Origin of the sequence: Rhodococcus sp. MS13 (genome assembly GCF_013277835.1) — a bacterium.
Taxonomy (GTDB): domain Bacteria; phylum Actinomycetota; class Actinomycetes; order Mycobacteriales; family Mycobacteriaceae; genus Rhodococcus_F; species Rhodococcus_F erythropolis.
Map to the genome: position 1 here is coordinate 436,856 of NZ_VBTL01000004.1, position 16,147 is coordinate 453,002.

A 16,147-nucleotide genomic window follows, 5' to 3' on the forward strand; every position below is an offset into this window, starting at 1 on the left:
AGTTAGGAATTACATTGACCACGAATGGTTCTCGAACCACAGTTCTGACCAACATCGGAACCCTCGTCACCAATGACCCGACTCTGGGTGAGGGCAAGCTCGGCGTACGACACGACGCGGCAATCGTTTTCGACGACGACGGCGTTGTTGCTTGGGTCGGCGATTCCGCCGACGCCCCGGCTGCCGATATCGGTCAGGATATCGGCGGTCGGGCCCTGCTCCCCGGCTTCGTGGAGAGTCACTCACACCTGGTGTTCGGTGGCGAGCGGGCTGAGGAATTCGCGGCTCGCATGGCGGGCGAGAAGTACGCCGCCGGCGGCATTCGCAACACCATCGAAGCGACGCGCTCGGCCACCGACGAACAATTGCAGGCCAATGTTCGACGCCTACTCGACGAATCCCTGCGCTCGGGCAGCACAACCGTCGAATGCAAGACCGGGTACGGGCAGAACACCGAGAGCGAACTACGCAGCGCACTGATCGCCGGACAGTTCACCGACGAGGTCACACTGCTGGCCGCCCATGTTCCACCACCCGAATATGCCGGCCGCGCCGATGATTACGTCGCCATGGCGTGCGACGAGATGATCCCTGCCTGCGCGCCACACGCGAAGTGGATCGATGTCTTCTGCGAGCGAGGAGCATTCAACCGCGAACAGGCTCATGCAGTCCTGAGCGCAGGCGTCGCCGCCGGACTGATCCCCCGCGTCCACGGCAATCAGCTCGGCGAAGGGCCAGGAGTCCAGCTCGCCGTCGAGATGGGAGCAGCGTCCGTCGACCACGTCACGTACGTCACCGCCGAGGACATCGATGCCCTGGCTCAGAGTTCTACCGTCGCAACGCTGTTGCCCGGCGCCGACTTCTCCACCCGCAACAAGTACCCCGACGCCCGCGCACTGCTCGACGCTGGAGTCACCGTAGCTCTGGGCGCCGACTGCAATCCCGGTACCTGTTACACCACGAGCCTTCCGTTCTGCATCGCAATTGCGGTGCGAGACATGCACATGACGCCCGCTGAGGCAGTCTGGGCAGCCACTGCAGGTGGCGCTCGGGCGCTACAGCGCACCGACGTCGGAACCCTTTCTCTCGGAACACGTGCCGACGCCATCGCGCTCGATGCACCGTCGTACCTCCACCTCGCCTACCGCCCGGGCGTCCCTCTGGTGCGCGAGGTCTGGAAAAACGGCGTACTCGCCACAAGCTACTGAAATACACTCACCGGGAGGCCGTCGTGGCACATCAGATCGCAGTCGACATCGAACCCAAGCCGTGGACCGGGCGCTCCGACGGCACCACTGCCGAGCATCTGCGGTGGCATCATGCCGTGCAACCGTATTCAGCCGAAACAGCTCCCGGCGACTGTGTTCTGATCGGATTCTCCAGCGACGAAGGAGTCCGCCGCAACAAGGGCCGCCGCGGCGCCGCGGATGGCCCGGACGCGTTGCGAGCCGGGTTGGCTTCCATGGCGCTGGCCGAACCACTGCAGATTCAGGACGCGGGAACCGTTGCCGTGTCGGGTGAAGAACTCGAGGCCGGTCAGTCCGCACTCGGGAACGCCGTCAGTGCCGCGCTCGATTCGGGACACTTCCCCGTGGTTCTCGGGGGAGGACACGAAATCGCCTACGGTACATACCTCGGCGTCGCGGGCTCCGAGTTGCGAACAGCCGGAGCCAAACTCGGAATCCTCAACTTGGATGCGCACTTCGATCTACGTGGCGACCCGATCCCCAGTTCCGGCACGCCTTTTCGTCAGATCGCCGAGGACGAAGCCGTGGCAGGCACCTCACATCAGTACAGCGTGATCGGAATCAGCCAACCGAGCAACACCACTGCTCTGTTCGACACGGCTCACCGCCTTGGCGTTCGCTATCTGCTCGACGAAGAATGCGGAGTGATCGGTCGAGGCGTCGTGGATCAGTTCCTCGCAGACTTCCTCGACGACGTCGATCTGGTCTACCTGACCATCGACCTCGACGTGCTTCCCGCCGCCGTGGCGCCGGGCGTCAGCGCACCCGCGGCCTACGGCGTCAGCCTGGAAACAATCCAATACGTATGTGATCGAGTCACATCCAGCGGAAAGCTCGCGGTTCTCGATGTCGCCGAACTGAACCCGAGCCTCGACATCGACAATCGCACTGCCCGGACCGCTGCTCGCCTGATCCACCGGATAGTCACGAAGCACGTGCCGGTTCAGCGCTAGCCTCGGCGCGCCTCCAGCGCATCGAGAATGAGATCGAGACCGTAGGCGAACTCACTCGTGTGGTCGTAAGCCGGACTCAGACCGTGATCGACGATCATCTCGTGAAGGAAGGGCAACTCTCCAGCCGGAAGGTGCTCGAGGATGTCACTCGCAACTTCTTCGACGTCGACGGGCCCGCTGATCGGCAGATTCGCCTCCTGGAGAACATATCCGCCGATGTAACTGTCGATCAGCGAGGCTCCGTGGGCGGCCATCGGCAGCGTGAACCCGGCCTTCCGGAGGACTCCGAGCACAGCGTCGAGATGACGCAGGGTCGCCGAGCCAGGGTTGCGTCGCGAATCCAGCAAACCGAGAGCCCAACGGTGCTGCGACAGGACTGTGCGAGCGGAAAAGGCGCGTCCACGGATTGCATCTCGCCAATCCGCACACTCGCCGTCGGGTAGGTCGATCGCCTCGAAGACCGCATCGACGAGGCCGTCGAGAATCGCATCTTTGTTGGGCACGTGGTGGTAGAGCGACATCGCCTCGATGCCCAACTCCTGGGCCACCCGTCGCATCGTGACGGCCTCGACACCACCCGCGTCGGCAACGCGGATCGCACCCTCGATTACGCGAGTCCTGTTCAGCGACTGTCGCGGCTGCCGTGGCACACAGACTCCCCTCCGAGGAACGAATACGTTGACAACCTTACATCCGTAAGTCACCCTTACAGGTGTAAGCCAGCCTTACGTTCGTAAGGCGCTCGCGAAGGGAGACCGCAATGCCGATGCCGAGATGGTGGGGACACGTCAACAAGCGAGTGTTCAATCCTCGCGCGATCTCGAGCGGGAAATGGCCGGTACTGACACACGTCGGACGCACATCCGGCACGACCTACCGGACACCTCTCGACGCCTATCCGGTCGAGGGTGGCTACGTCTTCATTCTGGTGTACGGATCAGGCTCGGACTGGGTGCAGAACGTCTTGAAAGCGGGGAGCGCTCGACTGTCGGTCGACGAGACGGAGGTGAGCCTCGGCGCCCCGCGCCTCGTCGCGAAAGACGAAGCATTTCAAGCACTTTCCTCAGACGTGTTCCAACCCCCGAGGCTGCTCCGCATCACCGAGTACCTTCGGATGGATCTGATTACGGCCTGAGGCTGCCCGTCACGCGAGGACCTCACGCACGGCGGACCTGACTTCGTCCATGCTGCAACCGGATTCGATCAGTTCAGTACCCGTATGCACCAGCGAGTTGATCAACTTGGCGGTGAGCTTCGGGTCCGACACGCCACGGAGGCGAAGGGCCTCGACAAGCGGAAGCACAAGACTGTCGTGCATTTCCATGATCCGCGAATCTCGAAACGTTTGCGGGGTCAGCGTCGCCAGCGCTCCGACTATCGCATGCTCCCCGTCGGCAACCAGTTGGAGGTTTGCCTCGACGTACGCCCATACCGGATCGTCTGCGCCTGCCATCGCCTCGACGATCTTGTCGTTCCAGCGCGGGAACATGTCTTCGACGACGGCACTGAGGAGATCTTCTCGGGACCGGAAGTAGTGGTAGGCACTCGACCTGGCGAGCCCGGCCTTCGCTGCCACCTCACCGAGCCCTGGCGGCCGGTCCGGGGTCTCGGACAGAAGAGCGTGTGCAGCGTCGAGGAGGGCACGGCGCTGAGCAGCACGATGCTCGACCACAGTGGGGGCATCGATCCTCGGCACCGAATCTCCTCCAGTCCCCTTGCGGGCTTACTCGCTCTGACGCAATCGACCGTCAACCATTTCGAGGATGCGGTCGCAGTGCCCGAGCACGTCGTGATCGTGGGTCACCATGATCGTAGCGACGCCGGCCTCGTGAGTTTCGCGCGAGAGCAGTTCAACCACCTCATGGCTACGTTTTCGGTCGAGAGCAGCCGTCGGCTCGTCGACGAGCAGTAGCGAGGGATTGCTCATCAATGCCCGAGCGATACCGACGCGCTGTCGTTCACCGCCGGAGAGTTGACCAGGTCGACGATCCGCACGGTGGCTCATACCGACCGAGTCGAGCAATTCCTCGGGATCGCGACCAGGCCGCCCCGTGAGCTTGGGAATCAGCCGAAGCTGATCGCGCGCCGTCAGCGCTGGAATCAGATTGCCCGATTGAAAGACGAAGCCGACCTTGTCTCGTCGCAGTTTGGCCAATGCACGGGCCGGCATCGCCGACACGTCGACGCCGTCGATGACAATCGTTCCACTCGACGGCCGACCGAGTCCGCCGGCCACAGCGAGCAAGCTCGACTTTCCAGCGCCTGACGGCCCGACGATCGCGACAAGTTCACCGCCCGTGACCTCGAGGTCCACGTCGTCGAGGGCGAGCACGGTGGAGTCACCGTCACCGAAGTGAAGACTGACAGCGGTCAATACCAGTCCGGTAGTGGTTTTTTCGACTGTGGTCATCGGTTTTCTCCCAATGCGGTGAGCGGGTTGACACGAGTAACGCGGACGATGGAAACGGCTGCGCCGATCAGCCCGAGTACCGCCAAGAGCACTGCGCCGTTGACGACAGGGCCGGACTCCAGAGCGAACGGCATCCCACCGCCTTCGAGTCCCGAGCCGAGCCCCAAGCCCAGCAACACACCGATGCCGATGGAACCAAGCAGCACTACCAGTGCCTGTGCCATGCCGTCGCGAAGCAGAAAGCCGGTGGAGGCTCCCATCGCACGCAACACTGCGAGTTCGCGACCACGCTGAACTGTCCAGATACTGAAGAATGCGCCGACGACCAGTGCGGAGATCGCGTACAGAAACGCCTTGATCATCGACATTGTCATCATTTCCGCGGAGAAGCCCGGTGAGGAGTCGAAAGATTCCTCGAGCGTCTTTGCAGACGTTCCCGCCGCCGCATCTCCCGACACGAGGTCCGGCACTACATCGTCCAGGCCCCGAATCGCAACGACACTCGCTTCGGAATAGGCACTGGCGTTGGCGGTTTCGCCGATCTTGGCACCGGCGTGAACCTCCTGCCAGGTACGCAGGGGCAGGTAGGCGACGTCTACGTGCCCGAAAGTGCGCTTGTCTTCGGTGAATCCGACAACTGTCAGTTCCGTACCGAGTCGATCGAGTATCACCGTGTCACCGATCGCAACACCATCATCACGGAAGGTAGAGCTGACGATGATGTCCGTATCGGCTTGCAGTCCCCTCCCGTCGGCGGTGACGGGCTCGAGGAAGGAGCCAGGTTCGATACCGAAGAGCGTGAGATCGACAGGCGTGCCACTGCGAGTTTTTGCATTGACGATCATGTTGCCGAAGAGCTCGGCGTCTTGGACATCGGGTTGCATGCGCCATGCCTGCGCCTGCTCTTCGGTGACGACCGAGCGCGAAAACGCCGAGTCGGCTTTGGTGTCCGGGGCGAAGGCAAACGACTGGATCGGCGTCCGCTGCAAAGCGGAGACACCGTCGTTGACCAGGCCGGACGAGAGGCCGGACAGGATCACCATCAAGATCGAGATGAGGGCAACCACGGCGCCCATCAAGAGGAATCGGTTTCGCGCAAACCACAGTTCACGCAGGGCGAGGAACATTCGGGAAGCTCCAAAGTCGTCGGTGCGAGTTACGCCGACTTTTATCGACGCCTTGTCGAAATCATATCGACAAGGCGTCGAAAAACTATGTGAGGTGCGTTACTACTATTCGTAGTAGACATCGTGAGGCACTGAGCGTCGTATCAGTCCCCGACGCCCACTGGCCGATCGCCGACAATCGAGATTCGATCCATCACACGACGAGCCGGGAAGTAGTCACTGGCCGCGTAATGCTGGCAGGTCCGATTGTCCCAGAAGGCAACAGTATTCGGCTCCCACTTCAGTCGGACCTGGAATTCCGGACGATTGACGTGGCGATACAGCATCGTGAGAAGTTCGTTCGATTCCTCTTCGGATACGCCCAAGATCCGTTGCGTGAAGGTCATGTTGACGAACAACACCCGCCTGCCGCTTTCCGGAATGACCCGAACCACCGGATGCTGCACCGCGGAGAACTTCGGACGCAACATCTCGACCGCATCCGCCGGCATCGACCTGCCGAACGAGTTGATCCAATCATGTTCTGCAACAAGCGGGTCGATACGCTTCTTGACGTCTTCCGGAAGCAGATCGTAGGCAGCAGCGGTGTCAGCCCACAACGTGTCACCACCCACCTCTGGCACCTCGACTGCACGAAGCACGGCGGCAAATGAAGGAAACTCGTGCCACGTCACGTCGTTGTGCCAGTTGTTCTCGACGCCGCCAACCATTGCATCCTTGGCCAGCGTCGTGACATCGACGTCCGTCTGCCCTGGCTGCGTGTACTTGAAGAACGGATGCTGTTCGAGATCGCCCCAACGCTCGGCAAAAGCTCGATGTTCTGCTCGGCCGAGGTCCTGATCCCGAAAGAAGAGGACTTTCCATTCGAGGAGAGCGCGGCGAAGTTCCGCAATCACGGCATCAGACAGGTCCCCACCGAGTCGAATGCCGGAGATTTCCGCTCCGATCGTCGGCGTGACCGCCTTGACCGCACAGTGTTCGTACGGCACCGGAACTACGGACTCGGGATTCCGGCGAGCGACAAGTGGACCATAGGCAGCAAGCGGATCGGTGGGGATCGGAAAGATCGTTGCCGCAGGCAAAAGGGTAGCCATCAAGGCACTTCCTCGGAATCGACGATGTCGTAACGGACAAAATCTAGATTAAGGCTATGTCCTTAACATGTCAACGGTCACGTTCTCCGGCGCGCACCTTGACCCTGACGCCGCGTCAGGGTTGGAGAATGGTTTCCACAGACGAAATCCGAATCGACAAACGGGAGGGCGAGGCGATGATGACCATCGGCGAGCTGGCGAATCTGGCCGGCACCACCGTCAGATCCGTGCGCTACTACCACTCGAACGGGCTTCTCGAAGAACCACAACGCCAACCCAACGGCTACCGCATGTACCGGGCGGTGGACCTGGCACGACTGAGCCGCATCCGCCGCCTGCGCGATCTGGGGATTCCTGTTGCCAAGATCGCCGAACTGCTCGACGGCGACGCTCACGACACCCGGTCCGCACTCGACGCACTCGACAAGGAACTGGCAGCCAAGGCCGAACAGATCGCGGTTCAACGTGCTCACATCGAGTCGCTACGCCGCAACGCCGATCCCGAACTACCCGACGCGTTTTCGGAAGTGCTCGCACAGTACGTCGTTGCCGGTGCACCGACAGCGTGGATCGACAACGAGCGCGAACTCCTGATTCTCGCGCTCACCGTCTCCGGGGGTGATCCCGAAGTCTGCGATTCACTCCTGAGCGCACACCGCCGGGCGTTGGCGAAGCCGAACCGCAAGCAGGCAATCGAATTGATTACTCGCATGTACGCCCTCACCGACGCTCCGGCGGACGCCGACACGATTGCGGCCCTTGCCATTCAGTTCTGCGATTTCACCGAGAGAGTGCTTCCTGAACAGGCCGCACCGGAACGCCCTTCACCCACCCGGTTGGTAGCGGTGCTGCGCGAGCACCAAGCAGATCGAAGAACCCCGACCCAGGAAAGATTCGCGAAGGCTGTAGCGGCCGAGTTCGCTGCCCGCCAGTCTCGACCCTGAAACTCCGCCACTGAATCCCCACATCGGAAGTGGGGTGATCAACGCTGCCCGAAAATGGGCTCGAAACAAGGACACGACACGACAATGACTGGATCCATCATGCCCAGATCACGCACGCCTCGACCACGAAAGTGGCTGGCTACCACAATCGCCGCCGCCGCACTCGCAGTACCTGCACTGGCGGCGTGCTCGGATCCTGCTGCTCCGCAGGAAGATCCACAATCGAATCTCAGCGCGTTCTACGACCAGGATGTCGAATGGGGGCCATGCGCCACAGACACCGGAACATCGACGGCAAGTGACTGCGCCATGGTCACAGTACCTTTGGACTATTCCGCCCCTGACGGCAAGACGATCGAAGTGGCGATCTCGCGGGTCGCGTCCACCGACCCTGCACAGCGACGCGGGATCTTGCTCACCAACCCTGGTGGCCCGGGCGGCCGAGGACTGGGATTGCCCGAGATTCTGAATGCCGGGATGACACCGGAAGTCGCAGCGGCATACGACGTCATCGGCATGGACACCCGAGGGCTCGGCAAGAGCACGCCGATCGACTGCGGCGTCGAGCAGATGACATGGATGCGTTCACCGGGTACCACAGAGGAAGGGTGGAACGAAAGTGTTGCGCTCGCACGCGAGGCCGCTGACACATGCTGGGACAAGTACCCGGACTATCTGCCGCACATCAATACTCAGAACATCGCCCGCGACCTCGACGTGATTCGTGGCGCCCTCGACCAGGAGAAGGCGTCGTACTTCGGGTGGTCGTACGGCACATATCTTGGTGCGACCTATGCTCAAATGTTCCCAGACAGGATCGACCGTGTGGTTCTCGACAGTGCACCGGACCCGAAGAAATACGGATACGAGATGTTCCAGGACATGGGCCCGGCCAACGAGAAAGCGATCGACGAATTCTCGCAGTGGGCAGCAGAACGCAATTCCACCTATGCACTCGGATCGACGCCCGCCGAAGTTCGCGCCCTCATCGAGAAGCTGATCTCGGACGCGGCCACCACTCCGATTCAGATCGGTGACTACGCCGTCGACGATCACGTCCTTCCATTCCTGATGTACGTCAACGGAACCGGGGACACCGAAAAGGAAAGCGAGGCATTCGCGCAGGTATTGGTTCAGTTGCGCGAACTCGCCGCCGGCAGGACCGTCGAGAACATCCATCCCCAGCTGACGGGACTGATGCAGGCATGGTTCCAGACCGAATTGGGGACCGGCCCTGACTATGCCGGAACGATCGCCATTGTCTGCGGAGACGTGTCGATGCCGAGCGATCCCGCGTGGTATCGCAACAAGTTGGAGGAGCACCGTGGTGATCAGCCGATCTTCGCCGGCACGCACAACACGATCATGCCCTGCGCGTTCTGGCGCAGTGAGGCCCTGAAGCGGATCGACATCGACAACAACGTTCCGGCATTGCAGATCCAGGCAACCGGTGACACCCGCACGACGTACGACGAAGGCCTCGGCATGCATGAAGCGATGAAAGGCTCACGGCTCGTGACAGTTCCAGGCCGCACTCATGCGGTGTTCCCGGGCTACGCGAATACTTGCGCAAACGCCGCCGTCAACTCGTACCTGCTCGACGGCTCACTGCCCGCCGAAGACGTGGTGTGCGAGTCGTGACGATATCCGGCGATCCCATCACCGGAAGACCTGCGTGATCTGATGCGCGATTGCCCCTCGACAATCGCGCATCAGGCAGACAGAATAGTTCGGTGAGTCCCATTCATCGGGCCGATGGCGAGGTTTCCGCAATTGGTCGTTCCACCGAGATCCTGAAGACTTTTCGTGACAGCTCAGGCGTTCTCAGCGCAGCCGCGCTTGTTCGACGGACAGGCATGGCCAAAACAACGGTGTATCGAATGGTCGACGATCTCGTCCGAGTCGGGTTGCTCGAACGGCAAGGAACCAACTACCGCTTGGGTCTCCTCCTGTTCGAGATCGGCGAATCTGTTCCACGGCAGCGAAACCTCCGCGAAGCAGCGCGGCGCCACCTTTCGGCCTTGCGTGAAGCAACGGGGCACAACGTGGGACTCGCTGTATTGGACGGTTTCGACGTGGTTTACCTTGATGTCTTCCGTGGCGACGACGGACCACGCCTTCCGCAGCAAATCGGTGGTCGGTGGCCTGCACACGCAAGTTGTTCCGGCAAAGCAGTATTGGCGTTCACCAACTCTCGGGATTTCACGATGCCCACTGTCCTCGAAGCACACACCGAGAACACCATCACCGACCCCGAACTCTTCCACCGAGAACTGGATCGTGTTCGCAAGCGTGGTGTCGCCTTCGACCGCCAGGAAGCATTTCCCCGGATCGTCGGCGCCGCAGCACCAATATTCGGCCCGGACGAAGACGTCCTCGGCGCCATCTCCATTTCCGGTATGGCAGGCCGAATCAATCTGACCCGTATCGACGCGGCGGTGCGGACGACGGCAATCGCCATCTCACGCGATCTCTCGAGCGCCCAGTCCGTCGTCCGCCCTGTCCTACAACGACGCTGACGCCGTCAACCGCGCCCGACGTACGGCATCCGGTTTGCCATGATCGTCAGAGTCGGGACATTCACGTCGAGTGGTAGATCTATCAGTTGCACAACGGTGTTCGCGACATGACGAGGATCGAATGTCGGCTCGGGCCTGGTGGTGCCGTCAGCTTGTCGTGCCGAGTGGCCGATTCCGGCTGTCATGTCAGTTGCCGCATTGCCGATGTCGATTTGACTGCAACAGATGTCGAATTCTCGGCCGTCGAGAGAGATCGACTTCGTCAAACCTGACACACCGTGTTTGGTCGCGGTGTAGGCGGCACTGTCAGGCCGGGGCGTGTGAGCGGAGAGCGACCCGTTGTTGATGATCCGGCCTCCCCTCGGATCCTGTGTTTTCATGATACGAATCGCTTCACGCGCACAAAGGAATACGCCGGTGAGATTGGCTGCGACTGTCGCGTTCCACGCTTCAGGATCGATCTCGTCCACACTCCCCGACGGCCCGAATGTCCCTGCGTTGTTGACAAGCACATCGAGTCTGCCGAAACGCTCAGTCACGGATGTGAACAACCGGTGAACCGATTCGGGCGAGGAAACATCAGCGGGAATTACCACTGCACGCTCGTGACCCCCACCTGTCGCTTCCAAGCTCACGCTGTTTCGACCAGCCAATACAACGTGGTGTCCTGCATCGAGTAGACCTCTGGCCATTGCGCGGCCGAGTCCCGACCCTGCACCGGTCACGACCACGACTCGGCCGACACGCTCAGTGATTGTCACCGTGTACCTCCGTTCCACGCCTGCCCACCAGGAAATCGAAATCGACTCCGCGGTCGGCCTGCATCACATGATCCACGAACAGTCGTTGATACCCACTCGTACTCTTTTGTACGCGTGGCGGCAACGCCTCGAGACGCCTGGCCAGCTCGTCGTCGTCGACGAGTACACGCAAGACTCCACGAGCAACATCCAACTCGATCAAATCACCATCCCTGACCGCGCCGAGAGGCCCACCGGCTCCCGCTTCAGGCGCAACGTGCAAAACGACTGTGCCGAAGGCTGTTCCGCTCATTCGCGCATCCGAGATCCTGACCATGTCTCGCACACCCTGCTCGAGCAGCCTTCGAGGGAGTGGCAGATTACCTACCTCTGGCATACCCGGAAACCCCTTCGGCCCAGCACCGGTGAGGACGATGACGTCGTCGGCTTCGATGTCGAGATCCGGCGAGTCGACGCGCGCCGAGAAGTCGTCCATTCCGTGAAACACGACCGCACGACCCACGTGGCTGAGCAACTCGGGCGACGCCGCAGACGGCTTGATCACTGCACCGTTCGGCGCGAGATTGCCGGTCAATACCGCTATGCCGGCTTGCTCCAGCAACGGTGCCGCCGTGCTACGAATTACGTCGTCATCCCAAATCGTTTCGCCGGAGTTGTTCTCACCGAGAGTCTTTCCGGTAACCGTGGCGGCATCCAGATGGAGGATGTCTCCGAGCTCGGCGATCACCGCGGGCAGTCCGCCTGCGTAGAAGAAATCTTCCATCAAATAGGTACCCGAAGGCATGAGGTTGACCAGCAGGGGAACGTCACGACTCTGCTCCCCGAAATCGCTGAGTTCGAGGGGAATTTCCAGCCTCCCGGCGATGGCAAGCAAGTGCACCACAGCGTTGGTGGACCCACCGATAGCCGTGTTCACCTTGATCGCATTCTCGAATGAATTTCGGTCGACGACCGAAGACATCGTCAGGTTCTCGACGACCATCTCCACGATTCTCACGCCGCTGTCGCGTGCAAGTACACGTCGCCGTGAATCCACTGCCGGGATCGCAGCATTACCGGGCAGCGTGAGGCCCAAAGTCTCGACAATCGAAGCCATCGTCGACGCGGTGCCCATAGTGTTGCAGTGACCAGGCGATCGAGACATCGCCGATTCCGCTGCTCTGAACTCACATTCGCTCATGCACCCCGCTCGCACTGCTTCACTCATCTCGAACACCGAGGTTCCAGATCCGACAGTTTTACCTTGATGGCGGCCGTTCAACATGGGCCCACCGGATACGACAATGGTGGGAAGGTCACAACTGGCTGCGCCCATTACCAGCGCCGGGGTGGTTTTGTCGCAGCCGCAGAGCAGTACGACGCCGTCGATCGGATTGGCTCGAATCGACTCCTCCACGTCCATGCTGACGAGGTTCCGATAGAGCATCGTGGTGGGGCGGATGATCGTCTCACCCAATGACATCACCGGAAACTCAACTGGAAATCCGCCCGCTTCGATGACACCCAGTCGCACCTGCTCGGCCAGATCTCTGAAGTGAGCGTTGCACGGCGTGAGCTCGGAATACGTGTTGCAGATACCGATAACCGGTCGGCCGTCGAACATCCGATCAGGGATACCCTGGTTCTTCATCCACGAGCGGTGGATGAATGCATTGAGATCATTGCCTCCGAACCAATCCTGCGAGCGAAGTGTTCTACTCGTCGGTGTTCTACTCATCCGAACCCTCCAAACCAAGGATTGCCCTTGCCTCCCCAGGTGTTGCAGGCTGCATTCCGAGTCGCTGGACGATGTCGACGATGTTCTCCACCAAACGAACGTTCTCGGCCGGCTCCCCATTCGCGAGAAACGGATAGTCTTCGATTCCCACACGCACGTGCCCACCGAGCACGAGTGCATGAGTCAGACCACGCAGTTGATCTGGCCCGCTGATGCTCACGGAGAAGACCGATTTCTCCGGTAGGTGTTCCACCATCTGCTGCAAGATCTGCGGGGAGTACGGCATCGCATTCTGAAAAGTTCGATCAAGTCCCAGTACAAGATTGACGAGGTGCGGGCCAGGCTGCTCTTCGGTCAACGTACGTATCTCCTGGAGCAGATGTGACGGGCTGAAGGCCTCCCATTCAGGTTTGATTCCTAGTTCGCGCATTGACGCTGCCAGTTCGGCGGCACGACTGGGCGGCGTGTCCATCAGTACCTCACCGACCGGTGATGTCACATAGGCCGTGATGGCATCGAGCGTGCATGTGTCTGCTCCGCCATGCAGGCCCTGCAGCCTCGCGTCCCAGTCCACGACGCGCGTTCCGTCACTGCGAACACTCACCATGTCACCGTTGACTCCGCCGCCGGTCGAGTTGTTGATCACGATGTCGCAGCTTTGGCGGACAAGCGTATTCATCCGCCGATAGATTGCGGCATCACAGGTCGCTTGATCGTCCGGTCGTCGAGCATGAAGTGCTGCCACGCTGGCTCCAGCGCTGTGGCAGCGTGCCACATCCGCCGCAATCTGCTCAGGCTGAGTCGGAATGAACGGATTGTCGGCAACAGTGAGGAAGCCACCCGTCGGGGCAACTGTGACGATGACCTTGTCTCGCAGATCGCTCATGCCGGAACGCTCTTGTAGCTGGATGCGGCGAAGAACATGGCAATCGCCGATGCCCCAGGGTCCTCGACGCCCCTGGCGTGTTCTCCCACGTAGGTCGCGCGTCCGCGGCGGGCGAGCATCGCGCGAGTCGATTCGGCGCCGAGCCTCGCAGCCGTGGCCGCAGAGCTCAAGGCAGCAGACAAGGTTGCCCCGCTGACTGCCGCCTCGGTCAATGCGCTGGTTGCGGGGACCATGGCGTCGACCATGGTCTTGTGACCCACCTGGGCATTGCCGAGACGCTGCACCGCAGCTGTCGCCGTACCTAGGGCAGAAGCCAAGTCTGTTGCGGTCACTTCAACTCCAGAGACTGCTCCGATCCGGCCGAACCACAGACCGAGAAGTGGTCCGCTTGTCCCACCGATGCCGAGAAACGCATCCGACGTACGGGCGAACACTTCACCAGGACTGGTCGGCGGGTCGGAACGAAGTCGTTGCACCGCACTTCGCAGGCCCGTCCGCAGATTCATTCCGAAATCGCCGTCTCCGACAAGCCGGTCCAAATCTGTGAGGGAATCGAATTGATCTTCGGCGGCGTCGGCAAATCGATCGATCCACGCCCGAGTGTCCCCAACGCTCAACGTTGTCATCATGAAACTCTTTTCAGTAGTGCATATTCGAGTTACCAAGCGAGTGCGGGAGTGCGTACCGTTGCATCCCAAAGATCCAGAAACTCCTCGGTCGAACGGAGAAGGGTGATAGAGAGCCCGTGCATATCCAATGCAGTGACGAAAGAACCTGCAATCACCCGATCCAAACCGATACCGGCATCCCCGAGGAAAGACTTCAATTCTGCAGTGGCAATCGATAATTCGAGTCCATGGGTTGCCCCTAGCCCATTCACTATCGCTATCACACCATCCCCGCGCTCCACCCCGACAGCATCGAGGATCGGCTCCGACAACTGCGCCACGAGTTCGGCGGCAGGAACCGTCGGACGCGTCTCACGTCCACGCTCGCCATGGATTCCGATGCCGAACTCCATCTCCCCCGGCGCCAGTTCGAAGGACGGACGATCCTGTCCGGGAGCCGTGCACGAGCGGAAAGCTGCACCCAACGTCGCCGACGCCGCCACCACCCGGCGCCCCAGGTCAGCGATCTCGGAAAGCGCCCAGTGCCGTTCCGCGGCCGCCCCACAAATCTTCTCCACGGCGATTACCGCAGCGGTACCACGACGTCCAGGTCCACCCTCGTCTGCAGTCGTCGTCGCGAGGTCGTCGTCGACCATCACGATCTCCACTTGCCGCTCAGTTCCGAGTAACTCGGCCGCGATCGAGAAATTCAGTTTGTCTCCGGTGTAGTTCTTCACGATGAGAAGTGCACCCCGTCCGGTCTCGACAGCATTGACCGCAGCACGGATCTGAAAGGCTGTGGGACTGGCGAAGACCGACCCAGGAACTGCGGCGTCCAACATGCCGGATCCGACGAACTCCGCGTGTAACGGCTCATGCCCGGCCCCGCCACCTGAGACCAACACAACTTTGTCTCGGGCGACAACCGCGCGAGTCACAAACAATGGATCTCGGTGGTAGGAGAGCATTTCCGGGTGCAGGATCTGAAGTCCTTCGAGCGCTTCGCGGACTACATCCTCGGGCCGGTTGACCACATGGCCGATCATGACGAACTCTCGGACGCCGACATTGGGCCGACAGGGAAGCGAACCGCAAACGCACTCACACACGTGCGAACGTTGTCACCGACCCGTATCCCAGCCGCCGCTGCGGGCTCGTTGACATACGAAACAGTTCCGTTGTGCCACATATCCATTCCATTGCTGATCTCGGCAGAGTCGTGACTGACCGCTACGCCGGCAAGTCCCGAATCTCCCATGCGGACGATTCCGATGATCCCCGCGTTGTCCTTGCCGATTCCGGCATCGTTCAGCACAGCCAACGCACAGCCCGTCGCAATCGCCATCCGCCCTGACTCTTGACCGCCGTTGGATGCCGCAACGACGATGCGGTCGCGGTCCGACCGTTCGATCTGCGACATACTGTCCATGACGACAATCTGTCTACCGTTCTCCACACCGACAATGTTCCGAAACATCAGTCGACGCTCCTCTCTATCAGTGCCAGCACTTCTTCGGAAACGCGGCTGCCCACACGCACACCCGCTGCGACTGCAGTCGGATTGGCATACGTCACGATGCCGCACTCCCACACGTCCTTGCCATCTCCGATACGCGAACTCTCGTGTCCGACTGCAATGCCGACGATCTTCTGGGCGTCGATCGCAGCCAAACCTGCGATTCCTGCCTTGTTCTTCCCTATGCCGGCGTCATTGCACACCACAACACGAACCCCGAACCCGACGGCGTACTCTCCAGCACTCGTCCCTCCGTGTGATCCGGTCACGATCACATCACCGGCCTGAGCCGAGGAAGCAAACGCAATCGAATCCATGATCCACACTCTCTTTCCGTTAGAGGAATGAACCAAAGTAGGTTCGGC

General features: G+C 60.9%; 18 protein-coding genes. 6 read left to right on the forward strand and 12 right to left on the reverse strand.

The features are described from left to right. Positions 1-14 precede the first annotated feature (14 nt). Positions 15-1,208, forward strand: coding sequence for an imidazolonepropionase (gene hutI, locus FEZ59_RS10435; RefSeq protein ID WP_172932609.1), 1,194 nt, complete (start codon positions 15-17; stop codon positions 1,206-1,208). Positions 1,209-1,231: 23 nt separating this feature from the next. Further along, positions 1,232-2,200, forward strand: a complete 969-nt coding sequence (hutG, locus tag FEZ59_RS10440; RefSeq protein WP_172932610.1) for a formimidoylglutamase — start codon at positions 1,232-1,234, stop codon at positions 2,198-2,200. Here the strand turns inward: hutG and FEZ59_RS10445 are convergent. Further along, complete coding sequence (locus FEZ59_RS10445; RefSeq protein ID WP_172932611.1) at positions 2,197-2,850, reverse strand: TetR/AcrR family transcriptional regulator; 654 nt, start codon at positions 2,848-2,850, stop codon at positions 2,197-2,199. The two genes, hutG and FEZ59_RS10445, sit on opposite strands and share 4 nt — an antisense overlap. A gap of 110 nt (positions 2,851-2,960) precedes the next feature. Between FEZ59_RS10445 and FEZ59_RS10450 the strand changes: the two genes are divergently transcribed. Then, positions 2,961-3,335, forward strand: coding sequence for a nitroreductase family deazaflavin-dependent oxidoreductase (locus FEZ59_RS10450; RefSeq protein ID WP_172932612.1), 375 nt, complete (start codon positions 2,961-2,963; stop codon positions 3,333-3,335). A 9-nt stretch (positions 3,336-3,344) separates the two neighbouring features. Here the strand turns inward: FEZ59_RS10450 and FEZ59_RS10455 are convergent, their stop codons facing one another. From FEZ59_RS10455 to FEZ59_RS10470, 4 genes are all read right to left on the reverse strand, one after another. Beyond that, a complete protein-coding gene (locus FEZ59_RS10455) occupies positions 3,345-3,896 on the reverse strand; it encodes a TetR/AcrR family transcriptional regulator (RefSeq protein ID WP_021331952.1) in 552 nt (183 codons plus the stop codon). A 27-nt stretch (positions 3,897-3,923) separates the two neighbouring features. Further along, positions 3,924-4,610: an ABC transporter ATP-binding protein gene (locus FEZ59_RS10460; protein ID WP_172932613.1), complete on the reverse strand. Its 687-nt coding sequence runs from the start codon at positions 4,608-4,610 to the stop codon at positions 3,924-3,926. Continuing rightward, positions 4,607-5,737, reverse strand: a complete 1,131-nt coding sequence (locus tag FEZ59_RS10465; RefSeq protein WP_020909183.1) for an ABC transporter permease — start codon at positions 5,735-5,737, stop codon at positions 4,607-4,609. Before FEZ59_RS10465 ends, FEZ59_RS10460 begins: the two co-directional genes overlap by 4 nt. 143 nt (positions 5,738-5,880) lie before the next feature. Beyond that, positions 5,881-6,831, reverse strand: a complete 951-nt coding sequence (locus FEZ59_RS10470; RefSeq protein ID WP_172932614.1) for a TauD/TfdA family dioxygenase — start codon at positions 6,829-6,831, stop codon at positions 5,881-5,883. A gap of 128 nt (positions 6,832-6,959) precedes the next feature. On the opposite strand from FEZ59_RS10470, the gene FEZ59_RS10475 reads away from it, so the two are divergent. The 3 genes from FEZ59_RS10475 to FEZ59_RS10485 all read left to right on the forward strand — a co-directional run bounded on the left by FEZ59_RS10475 (position 6,960) and on the right by FEZ59_RS10485 (position 10,294). Next, entirely contained in the window at positions 6,960-7,775 is an 816-nt protein-coding gene (locus tag FEZ59_RS10475; protein WP_019745361.1) for a MerR family transcriptional regulator, read from the forward strand. A gap of 99 nt (positions 7,776-7,874) precedes the next feature. Beyond that, positions 7,875-9,416 carry an alpha/beta fold hydrolase gene (locus FEZ59_RS10480; RefSeq protein WP_242459771.1) on the forward strand — a complete coding sequence of 514 codons (1,542 nt, stop codon included), beginning with the start codon at positions 7,875-7,877 and terminating at the stop codon, positions 9,414-9,416. Positions 9,417-9,508: 92 nt separating this feature from the next. After that, complete coding sequence (locus FEZ59_RS10485) at positions 9,509-10,294, forward strand: IclR family transcriptional regulator (protein WP_019745363.1); 786 nt, start codon at positions 9,509-9,511, stop codon at positions 10,292-10,294. 5 nt (positions 10,295-10,299) lie between these two features. Here the strand turns inward: FEZ59_RS10485 and FEZ59_RS10490 are convergent, their stop codons facing one another. Genes FEZ59_RS10490 through FEZ59_RS10520 form a run of 7 tightly spaced genes read right to left on the reverse strand, consistent with a single transcriptional unit; the run spans position 10,300 to position 16,099 of the window. After that, positions 10,300-11,055, reverse strand: coding sequence for an SDR family oxidoreductase (locus FEZ59_RS10490; protein WP_007732761.1), 756 nt, complete (start codon positions 11,053-11,055; stop codon positions 10,300-10,302). Then, complete coding sequence (locus tag FEZ59_RS10495) at positions 11,042-12,772, reverse strand: IlvD/Edd family dehydratase (RefSeq protein WP_029256295.1); 1,731 nt, start codon at positions 12,770-12,772, stop codon at positions 11,042-11,044. Before FEZ59_RS10495 ends, FEZ59_RS10490 begins: the two co-directional genes overlap by 14 nt. Continuing rightward, positions 12,765-13,658, reverse strand: coding sequence for a 3-keto-5-aminohexanoate cleavage protein (locus FEZ59_RS10500; RefSeq protein WP_020909189.1), 894 nt, complete (start codon positions 13,656-13,658; stop codon positions 12,765-12,767). The genes FEZ59_RS10495 and FEZ59_RS10500 overlap by 8 nt, the downstream gene beginning before the upstream one ends. Further along, the gene (gene dhaL / locus FEZ59_RS30015; RefSeq protein WP_020909190.1) at positions 13,655-14,287 is read right to left on the reverse strand and encodes a dihydroxyacetone kinase subunit DhaL; all 633 of its coding nucleotides are present in this window, start codon (positions 14,285-14,287) and stop codon (positions 13,655-13,657) included. The genes FEZ59_RS10500 and dhaL overlap by 4 nt, the downstream gene beginning before the upstream one ends. 29 nt (positions 14,288-14,316) lie before the next feature. Then, positions 14,317-15,312 carry a dihydroxyacetone kinase subunit DhaK gene (locus tag FEZ59_RS30020; protein ID WP_029256297.1) on the reverse strand — a complete coding sequence of 332 codons (996 nt, stop codon included), beginning with the start codon at positions 15,310-15,312 and terminating at the stop codon, positions 14,317-14,319. After that, a complete protein-coding gene (locus FEZ59_RS10515) occupies positions 15,309-15,743 on the reverse strand; it encodes a hypothetical protein (protein ID WP_020909192.1) in 435 nt (144 codons plus the stop codon). The genes FEZ59_RS30020 and FEZ59_RS10515 overlap by 4 nt, the downstream gene beginning before the upstream one ends. Beyond that, positions 15,743-16,099, reverse strand: a complete 357-nt coding sequence (locus FEZ59_RS10520; RefSeq protein ID WP_127160019.1) for a hypothetical protein — start codon at positions 16,097-16,099, stop codon at positions 15,743-15,745. The genes FEZ59_RS10515 and FEZ59_RS10520 overlap by 1 nt, the downstream gene beginning before the upstream one ends. Positions 16,100-16,147: the final 48 nt, after the last annotated feature.